This is a genomic window from Bradyrhizobium sp. CCBAU 45384 (genome assembly GCF_028128665.1).
In the GTDB taxonomy this organism is placed as follows: Bacteria; Pseudomonadota; Alphaproteobacteria; order Rhizobiales; family Xanthobacteraceae; genus Bradyrhizobium; species Bradyrhizobium manausense.
Genome location: NZ_LBIZ01000119.1, coordinates 184,335 through 203,337 on the forward strand (window position 1 = coordinate 184,335; position 19,003 = coordinate 203,337).

A 19,003-nucleotide genomic window follows, 5' to 3' on the forward strand; every position below is an offset into this window, starting at 1 on the left:
ACCCTTGAGTCCGTATATTGTTCCTCCTGCACGATGCAGATTGCAAGAGGTCGCGATGACTCCACACGAAAAAAATCGCGAGGGGAATAATCTCCTCCGGCCTCTGCTTTCAGTCGGCGAAACCGACATGGCGCACGAACTCGTGGTTACCCTCGCGATCCGAACGAACGGCGTTCGCGGCAAAGTTGTCGTCGGGATCACCCATCGCAACGCAGGTCATGATGACCTCGTCTTCAGGAATCGCAGCGACCTCGCGCACGATGTCGGAACGCATGATGTCCTCCGCAACAGCACCGGTTGCCGATGCGGCGCGCGAAATCTATGCTAAGGCGCAAGCAAGACCAAGAACCCTGGAGGAGCTGTGATGGCCGCGCCGCTCGACCCCGTCATCGCCCAGATCATTCCGCTCATGCCGATGCGCGATCCCGCGATCATGACGCCACAGAGCGCCCGTGATTCCTTGCGCGCACTGGCTGCCGCGCGCGCCACCGTGCCGCCACCGCCCGTCGCTGAAGTCCAGGACATCAAGGTGAAAGGCGGCGCAGGCCCGCTCGATGCACGTGTTTACCGGGTCGGCACCAAGCCTGCGCCGACCGTGGTGTACTTCCATGGCGGTGGCTGGGTCGCGGGCGACCTGGAGACTCACGACCGCCAGGCGCGCAATCTCGCCATCGAGACCGGTTCGGACGTCGTTTCCGTAGATTATCGGCGTCCGCCGGAGACCCGATTTCCGGGCGCGTTCGAAGACGCCTTCAGCGCCGTGAGCGATGTCTTCAACCGCGTCGCGGAATTTGGTGGCGATGCCAGGCGGCTCGGCGTTGCCGGTGACAGTGCCGGCGGCAATCTCGCCGCCACCACCGCGATCGCCTGCCGCGATGCCGGCATCAAGCTCGCCGCGCAATTGCTGGTCTATCCCGTGGTTGACGCCGTGGGCAGCTACGCGGACGCGCGCGAGAACGCGCGCTTTCCGTCTCGTACCGACAATGCCGACGGCTACTTCCTCACCCGCGCCACGATGGAATGGTTTTGCGGCCACTATCTCGCTGATCCCGCTGACGCCGCGGACTGGCGGGTTTCGCCGCTGCGCGCGGCATCGCTTGCCGGGCTCGCGCCGGCCGTCGTGACCACCGCCTGGTTCGATCCGCTGCGTGACGAAGGCGCGGCCTATGCGCGGGCACTGGAAGCCGCCGGCGTGCGCGTCAAGCACCACGAGGGCCCGGGCTTGATCCACGGCTATTTCGGCATGGGCGATGCCTCGGAGGCAGCGCGTGCCGAAGCAAAGCGCGCACGCGCGGACTTCGGCGCGTTGCTGGCGCGCGGCGCCTGATCGCGTTGCAACCGGGCCGGATCGAAGTGTCGCGTCATGTCATCGGTATTCTTGTCGGCGTGGCGACCAATTTGCTGTCGGTCGCAGCCGCTTCTGCGGCGCCGAAGACCGTCTACTTCAACAGCGCCGATGGCCAGACCGCGCTCACGGGCTATGTGTTCGAGCCGAGCACACCGGGCCCCTGGCCTGCCATCGTCATGCTGCACGGGCGCGGCGGACCTTATTCCAGCAACGTCAATGCCGATTGCACCTTCGTCGGCGCCGGCACCAGTTCCCCTTGCAACGCGAACACCTTGTCGAAGCGCCACGCCATGTGGGGCGAATACTGGGCGGCGCGTGGCTATCTCGCGCTGCTGCCGGACAGCTTTGGCCCGCGCGGCAAGGCCCATGGCTTTGGCCGCTTCACGCATGGCGATCCTGACCGCGCCGACGTCAACGAGACCAATGTTCGCCCGCTCGACGCCGAAGGTGCACTCGCTTACTTGCATAGCCGCAACGACGTCTTCGCCGGTCAGATCTATCTGCAAGGCTGGTCCAATGGCGGCAGCACCGCACTCAACGTGATGATCCGGCAAGGAAACCAGCAACCCAACCAAGCGGGCTATCGCGGTGCCCTCGCATTCTATCCCGGCTGTGGGCCGTCCGCGCTGCTGGCATCAAAAATCTCGACCGCGATGCCGATTGCGATGTTCCTCGGCGCCGACGACGAGGAGGTCTCGCCGGTGCGCTGCCTGCGTTTCGCCGACCGCTCACGGCAGGCGGGCAGTCCCATCGACGTCACCGTTTATGCCGGCGCCACCCATGGTTTCGACGAGCCGTCCTCGCGGCGGCAGTCCACTCCCGGGAATCGGGCAGCGATGGACGACGCTCTCGTCAAGGCCATTGCCATCGTCAACGGCTGGAAAAAATGAAGCGATGACCAATGCCGCGCCGCGATCCTGCTTGATTGCGCCATGATTCCGGGCTCCAATCCGAGACGCCATTTTTGGTTTAGGGAGACGCCCAATGATGAAACGGATTTTCCTGGCTGCGATCGTTGCCACCTTTGCGGCGGGCTCGGCCCTTGCGGACGACACCTGCGAAAGCAAGGCGATCGGCAAGGACGGCAAGGCTCTCGCCGGTGCGGCCAAGACCTCGTTCATGAAGAAGTGCAAGGAAGATGCTTGCGCGCCCAAGGCCGTCGGCTCCGATGGCAAGCCGCTCGCCGGCGCGGCCAAGAACAGCTTTATGAAGAAGTGCGAGATGGGCGCGTAAGGCGTTGTGCGTTGGCCGCTTTCAGCCAGCCATCAACAAGCGAACTCCGCCATGGCCGGGCAGAAGCGCGTCTTCGCGCTAGATGTCCCGGCCATTGGCGTTTCAAGGCCCTCGCCTCGCCGAGCGCCGTCCTGCGCGCGCCGAGCGCGTAAGGCCAGATCATCGCCACCCTAGACAGAACGCCTCCGCTGGCGGATCATGCAGCGCTGAGCGAAGTGGGGCGCATCAACGAAGATTCTAGCCAAGGGTGGTCGAGATGTTGCGGTTTCGAGTGCGTGATTACATGATGGTGACGATGGGCACGCTGTTTGCGCTGCTCATCAGTCTCGACGTTGCGAACGCGAGAGGTCCTGGTCTGCCCAACGTCATGGTTCTGGCGACCGGCGGCACGATTGCCGGCACCGGGGCCAGCAGCACCACGGTGGTCGGTTACACCGCGGCGACGGTCGGCATCGACACCCTCCTCAACGCCGTTCCCGAGCTGAAGACGGTGGCCAACGTCAAGGGCGAGCAGGTTTTCCAGATCGCCAGCGAGAACATGAACAACGACTACTGGCTCAAGCTTGCCAAGCGCGTCAACGCGCTGCTCGCGCAGGACGACGTCGACGGCATCGTCATCACGCACGGCACCGATACGATCGAGGAGACCAGCTATTTCCTCGACCTCGTGGTCAAGAGCAAGAAGCCCGTCGTGATCGTCGGCGCGATGCGGCCGTCGACTGCGATCAGCGCGGACGGGCCGATCAACCTCTTCAATGCCGTGATCCTGGCGGGCAGCGAGGAGGCCGTCGGCAAGGGCGTGCTCGTCGCTCTCAACGACCAGATCAACGCGGCACGCGAGGTCACCAAGAACAACACCTCGACCGCGGACACCTTCCGCACGCCCGAGCTCGGCTTTCTCGGCTACATGCAGGGCAACAAGCCGTATTTCTATCGTCAATCGACCCGTCGGCACACCGCGGACTCCGAATTCGACGTCTCCAACCTCGAGACGCTGCCGCAGGTCGATATCGTCTACGGCTATGCCAACATGAACCGCGTCGCGGTCGACGCCTTTGTCGCCGCCGGCGCCAAGGGCATCGTGCATGCCGGCGTCGGTGACGGCAGCCTGGCCCGCCCCGCGGTCGAGCCGGCGCTCGACGAGGCGCGCAAGAAGGGTGTCGTGATCGTCCGCAGCAGCCGCGTCGGCAACGGCATCGTCGCGCGCAACGGCGAAGCCAAGGATGACGAGCACGACTTCGTCGTCTCCGATACGCTCAATCCGCAGAAGGCGCGCATCCTGCTGATGCTGGCACTGACCAAGACATCGGACACCAAGGAAATCCAGCGGATGTTCTACACTTACTAGAGCGTCGGCTGGTCCCGCTTGAAGCGGTCATCAAAGGCCGCATGGCGTCGATCGCAAGATGCTGCGCGAGATCTTGCGGTAAGCGAGCGCGCGATATCCTGCGCGATCGAATTTCGTAGGGTGGGCAAAGGCGCACTTGCGCCGTGCCCACCTCCTCTCCATGAGCCCGACAGAACGTGGCACGTCGCGCGAACACGCGCGCCTTTGCCCACCCTGCGAGAGCTGCTTCATTGCAGGACCCGCGAACAGCCCTAGCTCCGCAATCCCGGCGCCTCCTGCCCGGTGCGCGCGACATATTCCGTGTAACCGCCGCCATATTGGTGGATGCCATCAGGCGTCAGCTCGAGCACACGGTTCGATAGCGTCGCGAGGAAATGCCGGTCATGCGAGACGAACAGCATGGTGCCTTCGAAATCCGACAGCGCATTGATCAGCATTTCCTTGGTGGCGAGGTCGAGATGGTTGGTCGGCTCGTCCAGCACCAGGAAGTTCGGCGGGTCGAACAGCATCTTGGCCATCACCAGGCGCGCCTTCTCGCCGCCCGAGAGCACACGGCAGCGCTTCTCGACGTCGTCGCCGGAGAAGCCGAAGCAGCCGGCGAGCGCGCGCAAGCTCCCCTGCCCCGCGGTCGGAAACTGGTCCTCCAGCGACTGGAACACGGTGCGCTCGCCGTCGAGCAGGTCCATCGCGTGCTGGGCGAAATAGCCCATCTTGACGCTGCCCCCGAGCGCCACGGTGCCCTCGTCCGGCTCGCTCGCGCCCGCGACCAGCTTGAGCAGCGTCGACTTGCCGGCGCCGTTGACGCCCATCACGCACCAGCGCTCCCTGCGGCGGATCATGAAATCGAGGCCATCATAGATGCGCTTGCTGCCGTAGCCCTTGTGCACGCCCTTGAGCGCCACGACGTCCTCGCCCGAGCGCGGCGCCGGCGGGAAGTCGAAGGCGATGCTCTGGCGGCGGCGCGGCGGCTCGACCCGCTCGATCTTGTCGAGCTTCTTCACCCGGCTCTGCACCTGGGCTGCGTGGGAGGCGCGCGCCTTGAAACGCTCGATGAACTTGATCTCTTTCGCAAGCATCGCCTGCTGGCGCTCGAACTGCGCCTGCTGCTGCTTCTCGTTCAGCGCGCGCTGCTGCTCGTAGAATTCGTAGTTGCCGGTGTAGGTCGTCAGCGAGCCGGAATCGATCTCGACCACCTTGGAGATCACGCGATTGATGAACTCGCGGTCATGCGAGGTCATCAGCAGCGTGCCTTCGTAATCGTGCAGGAACTTTTCCAGCCAGATCAGGCTTTCGAGATCAAGATGGTTGCTCGGCTCGTCGAGCAGCATCACGTCGGGCCGCATCAAGAGAATGCGCGCCAGCGCCACGCGCATCTTCCAGCCGCCGGAGAGTTTTCCGACATCGCCGTCCATCATCTCCTGGCTGAAGCCGAGACCGGACAGCGCCTCGCGCGCACGGCCGTCCAGCGCATAGCCATCGAGCTCCTCGAAGGCGTGCTGCACCTCGCCATATCTGGCGATGATCTCGTCCATCTGGTCGGCCTTGTCGGGGTCGGCCATATCAGCCTCGAGCTGGCGCAGCTCGGCCGCGACCTCGCTGACGGGACCGGCGCCATTCATCACCTCGGCCACGGCGCTGCGGCCACTCATCTCGCCGACGTCCTGGTTGAAATAACCGATGGTGATGCCGCGATCGGTCGACACCTGCCCTTCGTCCGGCAGCTCCTCGCCGGCGATCATCCGGAACAGCGTGGTCTTGCCGGCGCCGTTCGGGCCGACGAGCCCGATCTTCTCGCCCTTGTTGAGGGCGGCGGAGGCTTCGATGAACAGGATCTGGTGGCCGGCTTGCTTGCTGACGTTGTCGAGGCGGATCATGAGGTCTTTTCGGGGGAATTTTGCGTTGCAGCGTAATAGGCCATGCCCCTGCCCAAGGGAAGTCCGGCGGGGTACGGATTTCGCCCTTGAAGAGCGCCAAAACGCGCCGACAGGCCGCCCCCTGCTTGATGCCGCCAGCGATCGCGGGAAGCCGGTTGAGGTCAGGAACATCTCCGCTATTGCCGAGTTTTCCCGATGCCCTTCCCCAAGGGCGACCCCGAATGGCCCCAGCTCAATGCCCCCCGATACCACGCGAGCTGGGGCCTATTTTTTCGTCCCCTCGAGCTTGGCTGCATCCTGCGATGGATCCGGCAGGTTGCCGTTTGCCGAATGGAGGATGCACACGGCCGAACAGAACAAAGCCCGAAAAGGATCGTAGCCCGACAGGCCGACTCTTTCGAGCTTGGCCCGCCGAACAAGCAAAAGGCAATGGAGGAGAGAATATGCTGCGTTCAGTCTTGTTGGTCGCACTGGCAGCCGTGATGATAACCCCGACCGCGGTCCTGGCGGACAGCAAATCCGATTGTCAGAAAGGTCTTGAGATGATCAAGGCAGAGCTCAGGAAGAAACATCCGGCTCCAGTGATGGCAACCTTGCGCAAGGCGGTTAGCGGTGCCGAGAACGAGGTGAGAGAGGAAGATTGGCCCGAATGCATGGACTACATCAAGACCGCGCGTGCTGCGCTAAAACAATGAGCGCTACCGCAAACGAGTAGTGGTCTTTTTACTGTCGTCCCAAACGAGAGACCCTCGCGGGCCCGCCAACCTACGGACTTTCGAAACGCGCGACGATCCCTGCGGCACCCTTCGCATGTCCCTTCAACTCGCGAAGGAGCTCTTCCCGCGTCAGTCCTGGAGCAAGAGCGGAACGGTCGAGATCCGTTGCAATCAGGGTGATGACGTAATGGTGCTGCCCGGTGCCGCGGGCGGGACACGGCCCTAAATAGACGGTGGTCCCCAGAGTATTCCTGCCCCCTACAAACTTGTCAGAGGCAGAGCCGAGCTCACCTTCGGCGAAACCGGTCAACGAGGGCTCGATGCCGTACCCGACCAGGTGCGACACGCCGAGACCGTTCATGCCCTGCTGATCGTCCATCAGGGCCACAAGGCTCCTTGTTCCAGCGGGGACACCAGACCAGCTCAGCGGCGGTGAAACGTTGTCACCGATGCAGCTTGGAACATTGGGGTTCTTCCCCGCATTTTTCGTCTGAAGTTTGCCGTTGTCCTCGAACGCCGGCGACCTGAGCTCAAACAGCCCCTCGGCGCGGACCGAATGAACCGACGCCAGGCAGAGAATGGCAGTCGCGAGCTTCGCCAAGATCGTCAAGGTGCCTCTCCCTTCATCTGCGCTTGGCCGGGCCGCATTCCGCGCAATGCGCGAGCAGGCTCTTATGACCGGCGACATACTTGCTCCGAGAATTCGAACCAGAACCGGCTCACTCCAACGCTTTTCGCGAATTTTCGGGTGCGAGGAACACGCCGAGCAGGGCCAGACAGGCGATCACCTCGAAGTACAGGATCACCGGTGTGAAGCTCGTGCTTGAGCCCATCAGTGCGGTCCCGATCAGAGGCGCCAGTCCGCCTCCCAGCACAATCCCGAGCTGCTTGCCCAGCGAGCTGCCGCTGACGCGAACCCTGGTCGGAAACAGCTCTGCGGTGAACGCCGCCTCTGGCGCGAACATCAACGCATGCACCAGGCCGAGCGATACGAGGAAGCCTGCCACGATCGCCAGCGGTTCTTTGGTCAGCAATATCTGGAAGAAAATCGGATACCACGCGGCGGCGACCACGATGCCGAGCATGATAAACGGTCGGCGGCCGAGCTTGTCGCTGAACCCCGCGATCAACGGAACGGCGCACATCTCCAGGATATTGGCGACCGTCACGCCCGATGTGATCGACGATTGAGGCATGCCGAGGGTCTTGACGGCGTAGCCGAGCACGAAAACCGTGCTCATATAGTTGAACGAGCTGTGCACCATATTGACGAGGCATGCCAGAAGGACCGGCTTCTTCCAGGACCTGAGAATCGTCAGCAGGGGAGTCCGATCGTCTTCCGCTTTGGCCCGGGTCGCGAGAAACAGCGCGGATTCGTCCACCTGAGCGCGCACATAGGTGCCGATCAGGACCAGAGCCAGGCTCAGAGCGAACGGCACCCGCCAGACCCAGTTCGCAAATTCCGCCGGCGAATAAATGAATCCGAGAAGAGCGATGAGGCCAGAGGCCGCAACGACGCCGACGGGACCCGAGGCATTGATCCAGGATGCGAAGAAGCCGCGCCGCGCAGACGGCGCGTTCTCGAGCGTCAGAGACACCGCATTCATGTATTCACCACCGAACGCGAAGCCCTGGATGAAGCGAAGAGCCACAAGTCCTAGTGGCGCCAAGAGCCCGATTGAATCGTAGCTCGGCAGGCAACCGATCAGAAAGCTGGCGATGCCCATGAGCAGGAAGGTCATCATCAGCATCGCCTTGCGGCCGACGCGATCGCCATAATGGCCGAAGACAATTCCTCCAAGCGGACGCGCAACAAAGCCGACGGCAAAAGTGGCATAGACGGCCATCGTGCTCGCGACGGAGTCCATCTTGGGGAAGAAGAAGCGGTCGAAGACGATGGGAGCCGTGAACGCGTATACGAAGAAGTCATAGTGCTCGATGGCCGAACCAAGCGAGGAGGCGATCGCCAGTCGCCTGAAGGCCGGCGACGATTTGCTTGGCACCGACGTCTCGATCACGCTTCCCTGCTCTACCGCCGTCATGTTTTCCTCCCTTTGTCGTTTCCCCGCGGCGTCGATTTCTGCTGTTCGACTGCCGCCAGTATCGTCCTGGCTAGGCACCCACCATCGCAAGCCCGCCGTTGCAGAGCAGGAATTGTCCGGTCATGTGCCGCGAATCGTCCCCTGCCAGGAATAGCGTCGGGCCGACCATGTCTTCCGGCGTCGCGATCCGGCCGAGCGGCGTCTGCTTCAGGATCTCGTCGCGCCGGCCGTTCTTCCAGTCGTGCCGGTTCTTCAGCGCCTCGGTCTCCATGAAGGCCGCGCCCAGCGTGTTCACCCGCACCTTCGGTGCCAGCGCCCGCGCATATGATTTGGTCAGGCCGATCACGCCGTACTTGGCCGCGGCATATTGCGGCGCGCGCGGGCTTCCTGCGATCACCACTTGAGACCCGATATTGACGATCACCCCGCCCGCCCCGTCGAGCATTCGCGAGCCGACTTCATGGATCATGAACATCGTGCCCTTGATGTCGACGGCGAGCGTGTGATCGATCACCTTCTCGTCGAACTGGCGCCAGGACACCTGGTCGAGCGCCATGTCCCCGACATTGTTGACGAGAATGTCGAGGCCGCCCAGGGCTTCGAAGGAGGTTTTCGTGATGTGCAGGACGTCTGCATGGCTGGAGATGTCGCCCCTGACGATCGCGGCCTTTTGTCCCAAAGCGCGAATTTCGGCGGCAACCGCCTCCGCACCCGCGGCTGAGCTGTTGTAGTGCACGACAACGTCAGCACCTTCCCGAGCGAAAGCCAGCGCCAGGGCGCGGCCGAACCCGCGACCTGCGCCGGTCACCAGCACTTTCCTTTCGGCGAATTTCTTCATCGGCGTTTCCAATCAAGGTTGAGTGCGGTCAGGAGACCTGCCGGGCGAGCTCCAGGAATTCCGCATCGCTGAGCAGCCGCCGCTTCGCCATGGCGAGTTTCTTCACCTCCGCCAGAAGCCTGGCGTGCGCTCCCGGGGGAGCTTCGATGCCAAGCTCCCTGCACTTGATGGCGATCGAGGCGGCGCCGCTCTTCTTGCCGAGCACGATGCCTCGCGACGTGTTCAAGAGCTCGGACGAATAGGGCTCGATCGCCTGCGGAATGTGAAACTGCGCCGCGACGGCACCGGTTTCGCGGATGAACAGGTTGCGGCCGACGGCCGCTTTCCATGGCTCGAGCTCATATGAGGCGATTTGGCGCAAGCGTTTCGATGCATCGCGCACGCGCGCGAGATCAATGCCGGTCTGGATTCCGTAGAGCAGCTCCAGGGTCAGCGCGATCTCGGGCAGATTGGCGTTGCCTGCTCGCTCGCCGATGCCGTCGATGGTGCCGTGGATCCAGGACGCGCCCGCATTGATCGCCGCAACCGCGCAGGCCGTCGCGAGGCCGAAATCGTTGTGGCCATGAAAATGCACCGGAACGGTCCCGGCCCACGACTTGACGCGGCGGACCAGAAAGTCCACGGCTTCCGGACAGGCGATGCCGAGCGTGTCGACGATCGCCAGCTCTCTTGCGCCGGCCTCGATCGCCGTCTTGTAGGTGGTCTCGAAGAACTCCAGATCCGCGCGCGTCGAGTCGACGCCGAAAAAAGCAACATTGAGGCCGTTCCTTGCACCGAAGGCGACCGCATGCTTGATGCGCTTCAGCACGGTCTCGCGCGCAACCTCGAGAGCGCCGAGCTTCGCGTCGGAAATCGGAGCCTCGATCACCAGATGCTTCAAGCCGAGATCAGCGACCGCGGCGACATCCTCGATGATCGCGCGCGCAAAGCCCCAGAGCTCCGCCTTCAGACCGGCGCCGGAAATTGCCCTGATGGCCTCCTTGTCCTCGTCGGACACGCGGGGAAAACCGGCCTCTATCCGTCCGACCCCGAGCCCGTCCACCAGCTTTGCGATTTCCAGCTTCTGCTCGACGCCGAACACCACGCCGACCGCCTGCTCCCCGTCGCGGAGTGTCGTGTCATAAAAGCCCGCGGATGGCTTGGGCCTGCCGGCAAGAGCCGTTTCGTTGAGAGAGCCGGTCCATATCCTCGATCGATCAATCATGACCCGCACCTCAGAACTTTTGGAATGCCGGAGCAGGCGCGCCATGCCCCTCCTCCCAGGAAATCACCCGGTTACGGAGCATGCCGATCTTCTCGATCTCGGCTTCGATGACGTCGCCGGGTTTGAGATACCAGGCCTGCGGGTTGGCACTGAACGCGGCAACGCCGGAGACGGTGCCGGTGGTGAGGATATCGCCCGCGGAAAAACCTGCCGGCGAAAACTTGGACAGCAGTTGGGGCAGGGTCACCGACATGTGGCTGGTGTTCGACACCTGCCGCCTCTCGCCATTGACGCGCAGCTCGATGTTCAGATTGTATGGGTCAGGTATCTCGTCGGCGGTGACGATCCAGGGCCCAAACGGGCAGAACGTGTCGATCGACTTGGAGAAGCTGAAATTCGCCGACTCCATCTCGCGCCGCTGGATGTCACGGGCGGTGATATCGTTGAAGATCACGTAGCCGCCGATGTAGTCCTTGGCCTCGGCCTCGCTGAAATGTTTGCCGGACCTGCCGAGCACGACACAGAGCTCGATCTCGTAGTCGAGTTCCTTGGTCAGATGCTCGGGGTAGATGATCGGATCGTCGGCTCCGATGATCGCATCGACGTTCTGGAAGAATACAATCCAGGGCTTGATCGCCGCCACCCAGTTCGACCGATCGCCTTCGTGCGCGTGCTCGGCGTAATTGCCTGCGGTATGGAAGATCTTCTTTGGGATGATCGGCGCCTGAAGCTTCACGTCTTTCAAGGCGAAACGGCGCGTCGTCTTGGCGCGCTGGGCAAATTCCTGGACCGGTGCCCCCCTCTCGAACAACGCTCGCATGTTGGGCACATCGAGCACGACCAGCTCGTCCCCTTCCAAGGCGCCAACGAGCTGCTCCTGCCCCACTTTGAATGTCGCAAGCTTCATAAAATCGATCTCCGCACGACCAAAACCGGCGGGCCAGATGTTCAAGATCGCGGCGGGATTCGTATCCCGCGTGTTCGGCGATCTTGTTCTCCTCCCTTGGGAGAGACCCTAGTCAGCGGCTATCTATGCGTCCAATACGATGTTTTTTGAAAACCATGCATTTTTGTTATGGAGGACCGCGGCTCCCTCGCCCCTTTCCCCGACGCACCTCCGGACCTTGCTTTGGCACAATGAGTTCGTCTTTCGACACGCGGCGGAGGATCTCCACCAGCCGCGTGGCGATCGGCGACAACTTGTCATTCCGCCTCCACGTCATGCCGACGGGACGCTGGCTCCCCACACCTTTCAGCGGGACCACACGCAAACGACCGGCGGCCACCTCGACCTCGACCAAGCCGCGCGCCATCAGCGACACGCAGTCTGTACTCATGACGATTGCCTTGATGGCGAGGATCGAGTTTGTGTTGATGCTGCGCGTCGGCCAGCCGAGAGCGGAGGCGGCGAACAGCCTTTCCATCTGTTGCCTGAACGCGCTGCCGCCTGCAGGCAGCACCCAGCGCACGTCTTTCAGGTCGGAGAGCCGCACAAACGAACGTGCGCTGAGCGGATGGTCCACCCGCATGATCAACCCCCAATCGGAGTAGAAAAGCTCTTCCTCCTCCAGCTCGGGATCGTTCGATCCGCTTCCGATCCGGCTGACGACGAGATCGAGATGGCCACGCCTGAGCATGTCGGCGATCTCGCTGTCGAGACCTTCCGTCAAGGACACATGTACCTTCGGAGCCGCCTTCACGAGGATCTCGAGGGCACGCGGCACGATCCCGGCAGCTGTGATCGGCGTCACGCCGATCTTGACGGATCCCTCGAGGCCGAGCGTCCGCAGTCGCATGTCCTCCCTGGCGCGCTCAAGCAGGGCTTCAAGTGCCTCAGCATGGAAGACCAGCGCCCTCCCCATCGCGTTGAGCTGCGCGCCCTGTCTGCCGCGCTCGAGCACCTTCGCGCCCACTTCCCGCTCGAGCAATGCGATACTGCGGGAGAGCCCGGGCTGCGAAACGTTCATCGCTGCTGCGGCCGCACTGAAGGAGCGATGCTTTGCCACGCTCAGGAGATCGAGGAGACGACGAGGATCGATCTTGACGCGTGGCCCCATTTCCCTGCTCGCTGTCTGGCTATTGATCTCCCCTATTATGGCACGGTTCTTCGCCTGGTACCGCCGCCTCCGCAGATTGCCGATCAGGCCGGGGCGAGCTGGGTTTCAATCAGCGTTCGCAGCAGCCGGCGAGCCTGGATCCCTCCCGCATCCGCGGGGATGTTGACGCTCGATGGTCCGGCGAATAATTCGATCGATCTTTGCTGCGCCTCCAGAATTTGCTTGTCCTCCTCGAATGCGGTGGTGATTTCGTTGAAGATGAGCCGGGTCGTTTCCGGCGAATGCACCTGAAAGTCCCTGGCGACAACCCAATAGTAGTTGGTTGACACCGGCGTCTCCGGGGTCATCGCATTCATGATCCACATGCCAAGACCGCCCACCCGATTGCCCTCCGGCGCTCCCGTTCCGGTCTTCGCGGAGCCAACATGGATCTGGATGAAGGACGGCGGCAGGAAATCGATGATCTGCCATCGATCCACGCGGTGGCCCTGCCTGAAGATCCCGCTTCTGACGTGCGTCGGCGGCGGCGCGCAATCAATCACCCAGCGCGTGACGCGAATTCCATGCTCCGTCCTTTCCGTCCTCACGGTCGCCTTCTCCCCCATCTCGGGCGTACCGATCGTGGAGCAATGCACGTAACCGACATGCGACAAATCGAGGAGATTGTCGTTCAGGAGCTCATAGTGCGCGCGCACGTGATTGACCGCACCGGTTGGTGCAAATGTCGGGTCTGACATCCTTGCGAAATCCGGGATCACGTCTGGATCGGCCAGATCGGGATCGCCCATCCAGATCCAGACAAAGGCGTATCTTTCGAGAGCGCGATATTTTCTGACCCTGGCCTGGAGCGGAGTTGCGGTCTGGCCGGGAACCTTGGTGCAAACCCCCTCTTCGTTGAAGACCAGGCCGTGGTAGCCACACTGAATATCCGAACCGAGTACCCGGCCGCAGTGCAGTGGGGCATGACGATGCGCGCAGCGATCCTCGAGGGCAACGATCGATCCGTCCGCCTTGCGATACAGCACGACAGGCTCGTCCAGGACGATCCTGCCGACAGGCATGTCGCCCACGTCTCGTGACCACGCGGCGACATACCAGCAGTTTCTTAGATACATTGGTCCTCCGTGTCTGACGATGGCTGGCGTCGGCCCGTCACGTGGCCTGCGGCGGCTCGGCCGCGACCTCCGCATGAATTCCCAGAATTCGTTCGACGAGGTCGGGCTTGCGGGCCCGCGCGAACCCGCATTCGGTGGCGATTCCGAACTCCGGGACGTATTTGCTCGCCAGCTCAATCCGCCGGCGCGCGCCGTCGGCGCCATCTGCCGCGTGAATGAGTCCCAGGTACAATCGAGTCCCAGGCGCGAGCTTGAAGTCCCGCATGGGCGCAAAATACTCATCGTTTGCCCGCGGCAGCGGCACCGGCACATGGATGTATGCGATTTCGTGCCCGACAGTCGCCGCTATGCAGTTGGCGATCTCCACGAGATGGCGCGCTGTCACCGGATCGAAGAAGTGCTTGCCGCCAAAATCGCCATAGCAGAGGTGAAAGCCGAGCTCGACATCGGAGGGAATGGAGGCACAGATCCGCGCAAACCTGGCGGCAATCTCCGCTTTCGACGCGTTGATAAGCGGGAACTGGTCCTGGGGTTGGCCGTCCCACACAATCATGTCGTGGCAGACGTCCCACTGGAGGCAAAGGTCCCGATGCGGGATATGCCGGCAGATCGTCTCGACCTCCCGCAGCATTGCCGCTTCGTAGGCCGGCTCGATCTCGGTAATGTCCCGGGCCGTGCAGAACGCATAAATGACGCTCATCGGTGTCGGCAAGCAGACCTGAAATCGCGCACGGGGCTGGATGTCCCCGCGCTCCCGGGCGGCCAGAAAGTCCTGGTAAGAGGCGCGCGCCTCGCGCGCATAACCCAGTTCTCCGAACCGAACCTCGCCTCGCTTCACCTCCTCGCCGAGGCACAGCAGCGGGAGACCAGAGGTCTTTCTCGTTGCGCCGCTCGGATCGGGCCGCAGAAAGGGGCTCGCCCTCAGGAACGGGTATTGAAAGCTGACCCACAAGCGGCGCGGTCCCGGCTCGCCATCCGGAACGCGGTCAAGTCGCCGGCCGAGCGCGCGCCCAACCCGGCTGAATACATCCTCGGCTGTGTCCAGACCTACGCTGCCGACCAGATGCACGTGATGGCACTGCGTCATCCTTCTCCTCCCCGGGGACAAGCGCAAATCCGGTTTTCAAGGAATGCGCGTTGCCATTCGGCGAACTTGAGCTTGGTTTTTCCATTGATGTCAAATAAGGATACTGGCGTATTCCATAGGCTTTCCAAATGGATCTCGACCTCAAGCAGCTCCGCTATCTAGCAACCATCGCGCAGTGCGGGTCATTCAGTCGCGCGGCGCAGCTTCTGAGATTGTCGCAGCCGACCCTCTCCAATAGCATCGCACAGCTGGAAAGGCTGATTGGCACGCGCGTCCTCGAACGAGGTCGTGCGGGCGCCAAGCTGACCGAGGCAGGCGAAATCCTTTCGCGGCGCGCGATCCAGCTGGAAACGATCGTCGCGCGCACCCGCACTGAAATCCGCACTTTCAGAGCATCCGCCCTTGGGCCGCTCGCCGTGGGCGTGACCCCGGTGGCCGCGGCCGAACTGGTCCCACGGGCTCTGGCGCGACTGAAGAAGGAGATTCCGGCCGCGACCGCCATCGTGCGAGAAACGACGCATTCCCAGGGGCTGGCGGCCCTGCGCAACGGCGAGTTGGACTTGCTGGTCGGGCCCGTTGGAGTCTATCCGACATCAAATGATATGATCGAAGAACGGGTCGCAATGGACCCGTTCTGCGTCGTGGTCCGCGCCGGGCATCCCCTCTCCGCAACGCAAAGAACGACGCTCCGTCGCCTTCGGGACGCTGAGTGGGTGTTGCCGAGCGACGATAGTGCATATCACCGGCAGCTCGAGGCGCTGTTTACGGTGGCAGGGATCGACTGGCCGCTACGTGCCATTCGCACGAATTCGATGACTGCCATGAAATCGATCGTCATTTACGGAGAAGGCGTGGCACTGATGCCGAAGCAGTTAGTCACTCTCGAACGGCGAGCCGGTCTATTGCACGCCATCAGGCTGGATGGAGCCGGCGCGCGGCGTGCGCTCGGGGTGATCCGTTTGAGCGATCGCGAACTATCACCATTAGCGCGAAGGTTCGGCCAACTCATCAGAGAAGTCGCGGCGAAATAGCAGGAGGCCGAGATTTGAGCTGGCAAACACGCGCTCCATTTGCTGCCTGAATGTGCTGCCGCCGGCGGGCAGCACCCAACGCACGTCTCTGAGATCCGAGAGCCGGACGCTCGAACGCTTCGCGATGGGATGATCCGGGCGGGTGATGAGCCCTCAGTCGGAGCGAAAGAGTTCTTCTTCTGCCAGCTCCTGATAGGCCGATCCGCCCCCGATCCTGCTCACGACAAGATCGACATGGCCACGCCGCAGCATTTCGGCGATTTCGCTGTCGAGGCCTTCGGTGACGGAAACGTGGATCTTTGGTGCGGCCTTGACCAGGATTTCGAGCGCGCGCGGATCTAATTAGAGCCGGTCGAACAGCCCGTGGTTTTTGAATTTGTCTTGAACTTGGAGACAGCCAAGCGGCTTGGCTCAGTTATTCCCGATGCGATCGTGGCGCGAGCGGACAGAATTGTTGAATGAGGATGTCCAACTCGTGCTTCTGTGAGGTCACGCGTGGGCTTCGAAACGCCTCCCCTCAGCAAACGGTACAGCGACCTTTGATCAGGCTCCCTACACGCGTCGCATCAGCCTGAGCGATGCTGCCAACCGCAGGCTGCGCTTTCCCGCGAGCGCGATGCCTTCGAGCTCGCCGCCGTCTTCCGTGCAGCTTCCGGAGAAGCCGATCCCGACCTCGTAGCCACCGAAGACGGGATTGTCGCCCTTCGCCGGCGTGTGCTCCTGGTTGAGCATCTCGCCCTTCCAGCGGCCGTCCACCGAGGAATAGGAGCCCAGATAGTAGAAGAACGCGTCGCCACCGAGAATGCGGCCGTCGAGCAGCAGCATCACGCCGGAAAGGCTTGCATCGACGCCGTCGAGTGCGCGCAGCTGCATCGCATAGAGCCCGTTGGCGATGCTGCGTTGCCCGATCGTGCCACGCGGCGGCAGCGCGGCGTCGTCGAGCAGGGCGAGGTTGGCCCAGAACACGCCGTCTGGCATCGCATCCGCCCTGCCCTCCAGCAGGATGGTCGATCCCTCGGTGCGACCGCGCACCCTGATCGTGGTGACGTCGGCACCCATCAACGGCTTGAAATTGGGATCGTCATTATAGCGCTCCGTGATGACCTCGGCTTCGATCACGCCGTCCCTGACCACGTAGCTGCCGAGATGCGCAAAGGCGGAATTGCCGCCCAGCATCTTGCCGTCGTGCAGACACATGATGCTGCGGCCGAAGGCGCCGTTGATGCCGTATTCAACCTTGTAGAGCCCGTTGAGCAAAATCGTGAACCCGCAAAATCAAAAGGAATCGCCGGGTCCTAGCATCGTCGCGGCATCGATGCCACCAGGCTTTTCCGCGCAGGGGCTCGCGGAACTGATCCTGCCAAGGTGCCATCATGCACCTGTTTTGCCCGACGGGTCAAGCCAATTTCGTAAAATCAGCAATAGTCGTTCAAGAGCTCGGCCTTTCAACCCCTTGCCTACTGTGCATGGGGTTGTTTTCGACTTTTGCGTTGACGCACGTGCGGCGTTCGGCAACCGTCAATGACGCTTGAAATACTGCACCTCGCGCTCGTGCTTCTCGGCTGCCGCGCGGCTCTTGAAAGTGCCGAGATTGCGCCGCTTGCCGGTCTTGGGATTCACCTTGCGCGAATACAGCCGGTATTCGCCGGATGCGAGCTTGCGGATCATGGTTGCGCCTCCTGCGTGGACTTGCCAGTCAAACTGTGCCGCACGCGGTCCGTTCCGTCATGGCCTCGCCGGCGGCGCAAACAGTTGATTGGCAAACGGCTGCGGGTCTGCGGGAACCTTGATGACGACGAAGCTGCGTCCCATCGACCGGTGACAGGCGTTGCAGCCCTCGGTGAGATCACCCAGGGCCTTTGCGAATTTGCGGCCGTCCTTGGCCGCAATCGCGTCGGACGTCGCCTGCAGCGACGGCTCCAGTGTCGTGATATTGCTGACGGGGATGCCGGAATAGAGCAAGGCGGCCTCGACCAGGCTCGCCTTGAGCTGGCGCAGCTCGTAAGCCGAAAGCTCCCAGTTCTGCGACTTGCCGGCCAGCCAGAGCTTCTGGTGGCGCGTCTGTGCGGCGCTCATGATGTCGCCGAGCCGCGGCACGTACTGGTCCGCCGACGGCGATTTGAGATCCTGCGCCGTCACGGCCGTGGCCGCTCCCATCAAGGCCAACACGACTATCCAACGACACAGTTTCATCGCACGTCTCCATTCCAATGGAGACGCAATCTAGGCCCGCCGGGCCGTGCCACCTTGCGCTCGATCAAGAGCGGCCTCGTCATCCTCTAGAAGCAAAGCGTGGTGACGAGCCTGCCCTGCTTGTCCTTGATCGCATAGGGGCAGCGCAACCGCTCCAGCGCCTTCTTGGCGTCCTCGTCGCCGAGCGCAGCCGCGCGCTCGTAATAGGCCTTGGCGGCGTCCTTGTCCTTCGGACCGCCGCGCCCCTCTTGCGCGAACGCGCCCATCCGCTCCAGCGCGCCGGGATGGTTTTGCGCGGCCGCCTTCTCGAACAGCGCGAGCGCCGCGACATCATCCTTCTCGCCGCCATCGCCATTGGAGAGCATCAGGCCGAGCTGGTACTGCGCCTCCGCATTGGTCTCGGCGGACTTGCTCAGAAGGCTGCGCGCCTGCGCCGGATCGGCCGGCGTTCCGCCACCGGCCCTGCCGAGCGCGGCGAGGTTGGAGACGCCGCGGGGATTGCCTGATTGCGCCGCTTTCTCAAACAGCGTTCGCGCCTGCGCCTCGTCCTTGGCAACACCGGAGCCGGTGCCATAGGCGACACCGAGCTCCACCATCGCCGCGCTGGAGCCCTTGTCGGCGGCCTTGCGCCAGGCAGCGAGCGCTTCCGCCGTCTGCCGGTTCGCGGCATAGGCGCGCCCAAGCGCAAACATTGCGCGGCGCGACGATGCGGACGCCTGCTTGCAGAATTTGATGGCGGTCGTGATGTCGGCGGCCGCGATCTCAGGCACGCCCTTCACGTCGGCCGGCTTGTCCGGATCGCTGGGATCGGCGGCAACACGGTCGCACAGCACGAGATCGGCCGATTGCGCGTGCGCGGCGACCGGCGCGGCAAGAGCGAAGAGGATGGCAAAGAGACAGGTTCGCATGGCCATCAC

At 62.9% G+C, this 19,003-nt stretch carries 21 protein-coding genes; 6 read left to right on the forward strand and 15 right to left on the reverse strand.

Going from position 1 to position 19,003, the window contains the following annotated elements; all coding sequences use genetic code 11:
• Positions 1–109 precede the first annotated feature (109 nt).
• Positions 110–274, reverse strand: a complete 165-nt coding sequence (locus XH80_RS37395) for a hypothetical protein (protein WP_271602942.1) — start codon at positions 272–274, stop codon at positions 110–112.
• Between the two features lie 90 nt (positions 275–364).
• Here XH80_RS37395 and XH80_RS37400 point away from each other — a divergent pair, with 90 nt between their 5' ends.
• The 4 genes from XH80_RS37400 (at position 365) to XH80_RS37415 (ending at position 3,929) form a co-directional block, all read left to right on the forward strand.
• A complete protein-coding gene (locus XH80_RS37400) occupies positions 365–1,327 on the forward strand; it encodes an alpha/beta hydrolase (RefSeq protein ID WP_271602943.1) in 963 nt (320 codons plus the stop codon).
• Between the two features lie 26 nt (positions 1,328–1,353).
• The gene (locus tag XH80_RS37405; protein ID WP_271602944.1) at positions 1,354–2,238 is read left to right on the forward strand and encodes a dienelactone hydrolase family protein; all 885 of its coding nucleotides are present in this window, start codon (positions 1,354–1,356) and stop codon (positions 2,236–2,238) included.
• A 94-nt stretch (positions 2,239–2,332) separates the two neighbouring features.
• The gene (locus tag XH80_RS37410) at positions 2,333–2,581 is read left to right on the forward strand and encodes a hypothetical protein (protein WP_271602945.1); all 249 of its coding nucleotides are present in this window, start codon (positions 2,333–2,335) and stop codon (positions 2,579–2,581) included.
• Between the two features lie 256 nt (positions 2,582–2,837).
• On the forward strand, positions 2,838–3,929 hold the full coding sequence (locus tag XH80_RS37415; RefSeq protein ID WP_271602946.1) for a type II asparaginase: 1,092 nt from the start codon (positions 2,838–2,840) through the stop codon (positions 3,927–3,929).
• A 251-nt stretch (positions 3,930–4,180) separates the two neighbouring features.
• On the opposite strand, the gene XH80_RS37420 is transcribed toward XH80_RS37415, so the two are convergent.
• The gene (locus XH80_RS37420; RefSeq protein ID WP_220003546.1) at positions 4,181–5,803 is read right to left on the reverse strand and encodes an ABC-F family ATP-binding cassette domain-containing protein; all 1,623 of its coding nucleotides are present in this window, start codon (positions 5,801–5,803) and stop codon (positions 4,181–4,183) included.
• A 443-nt stretch (positions 5,804–6,246) separates the two neighbouring features.
• Between XH80_RS37420 and XH80_RS37425 the strand changes: the two genes are divergently transcribed.
• Positions 6,247–6,498: a hypothetical protein gene (locus XH80_RS37425; RefSeq protein WP_271602947.1), complete on the forward strand. Its 252-nt coding sequence runs from the start codon at positions 6,247–6,249 to the stop codon at positions 6,496–6,498.
• A 70-nt stretch (positions 6,499–6,568) separates the two neighbouring features.
• Here XH80_RS37425 and XH80_RS37430 read toward each other — a convergent pair whose 3' ends face one another.
• The 8 genes from XH80_RS37430 to XH80_RS37465 all read right to left on the reverse strand — a co-directional run bounded on the left by XH80_RS37430 (position 6,569) and on the right by XH80_RS37465 (position 14,862).
• Positions 6,569–7,129: a YbhB/YbcL family Raf kinase inhibitor-like protein gene (locus XH80_RS37430; RefSeq protein WP_271602948.1), complete on the reverse strand. Its 561-nt coding sequence runs from the start codon at positions 7,127–7,129 to the stop codon at positions 6,569–6,571.
• A gap of 109 nt (positions 7,130–7,238) precedes the next feature.
• Positions 7,239–8,561 carry an MFS transporter gene (locus XH80_RS37435; protein WP_271602949.1) on the reverse strand — a complete coding sequence of 441 codons (1,323 nt, stop codon included), beginning with the start codon at positions 8,559–8,561 and terminating at the stop codon, positions 7,239–7,241.
• Positions 8,562–8,631: 70 nt separating this feature from the next.
• Entirely contained in the window at positions 8,632–9,399 is a 768-nt protein-coding gene (locus XH80_RS37440) for an SDR family NAD(P)-dependent oxidoreductase (protein ID WP_271602950.1), read from the reverse strand.
• Between the two features lie 28 nt (positions 9,400–9,427).
• A complete protein-coding gene (locus XH80_RS37445; RefSeq protein ID WP_271602951.1) occupies positions 9,428–10,603 on the reverse strand; it encodes a LeuA family protein in 1,176 nt (391 codons plus the stop codon).
• 10 nt (positions 10,604–10,613) lie between these two features.
• Positions 10,614–11,510, reverse strand: coding sequence for a fumarylacetoacetate hydrolase family protein (locus XH80_RS37450; RefSeq protein ID WP_271602952.1), 897 nt, complete (start codon positions 11,508–11,510; stop codon positions 10,614–10,616).
• 166 nt (positions 11,511–11,676) lie between these two features.
• Positions 11,677–12,660 (reverse strand): LysR family transcriptional regulator, encoded by a 984-nt coding sequence (locus tag XH80_RS37455; RefSeq protein WP_271602953.1) that lies wholly within the window; start codon positions 12,658–12,660, stop codon positions 11,677–11,679.
• Positions 12,661–12,743: 83 nt separating this feature from the next.
• Complete coding sequence (locus tag XH80_RS37460) at positions 12,744–13,850, reverse strand: aromatic ring-hydroxylating dioxygenase subunit alpha (RefSeq protein ID WP_333968917.1); 1,107 nt, start codon at positions 13,848–13,850, stop codon at positions 12,744–12,746.
• A complete protein-coding gene (locus tag XH80_RS37465) occupies positions 13,813–14,862 on the reverse strand; it encodes a hypothetical protein (protein WP_271602955.1) in 1,050 nt (349 codons plus the stop codon). The genes XH80_RS37460 and XH80_RS37465 overlap by 38 nt, the downstream gene beginning before the upstream one ends.
• 128 nt (positions 14,863–14,990) lie before the next feature.
• Here XH80_RS37465 and XH80_RS37470 point away from each other — a divergent pair, with 128 nt between their 5' ends.
• Positions 14,991–15,893, forward strand: coding sequence for a LysR family transcriptional regulator (locus tag XH80_RS37470; RefSeq protein ID WP_271602956.1), 903 nt, complete (start codon positions 14,991–14,993; stop codon positions 15,891–15,893).
• On the opposite strand, the gene XH80_RS44170 is transcribed toward XH80_RS37470, so the two are convergent.
• The 5 genes from XH80_RS44170 to XH80_RS37490 form a co-directional block, all read right to left on the reverse strand.
• Positions 15,846–16,040, reverse strand: coding sequence for a LysR substrate-binding domain-containing protein (locus XH80_RS44170; RefSeq protein ID WP_442869204.1), 195 nt, complete (start codon positions 16,038–16,040; stop codon positions 15,846–15,848). The two genes, XH80_RS37470 and XH80_RS44170, sit on opposite strands and share 48 nt — an antisense overlap.
• A gap of 405 nt (positions 16,041–16,445) precedes the next feature.
• The gene (locus XH80_RS37475; RefSeq protein ID WP_271602957.1) at positions 16,446–17,150 is read right to left on the reverse strand and encodes a GrlR family regulatory protein; all 705 of its coding nucleotides are present in this window, start codon (positions 17,148–17,150) and stop codon (positions 16,446–16,448) included.
• A 261-nt stretch (positions 17,151–17,411) separates the two neighbouring features.
• On the reverse strand, positions 17,412–17,561 hold the full coding sequence (locus tag XH80_RS37480) for a hypothetical protein (protein WP_007609497.1): 150 nt from the start codon (positions 17,559–17,561) through the stop codon (positions 17,412–17,414).
• Between the two features lie 57 nt (positions 17,562–17,618).
• Positions 17,619–18,086 carry a hypothetical protein gene (locus XH80_RS37485; RefSeq protein WP_271602958.1) on the reverse strand — a complete coding sequence of 156 codons (468 nt, stop codon included), beginning with the start codon at positions 18,084–18,086 and terminating at the stop codon, positions 17,619–17,621.
• An 86-nt stretch (positions 18,087–18,172) separates the two neighbouring features.
• Positions 18,173–18,994 (reverse strand): tetratricopeptide repeat protein, encoded by an 822-nt coding sequence (locus tag XH80_RS37490; RefSeq protein WP_271602959.1) that lies wholly within the window; start codon positions 18,992–18,994, stop codon positions 18,173–18,175.
• Positions 18,995–19,003: the final 9 nt, after the last annotated feature.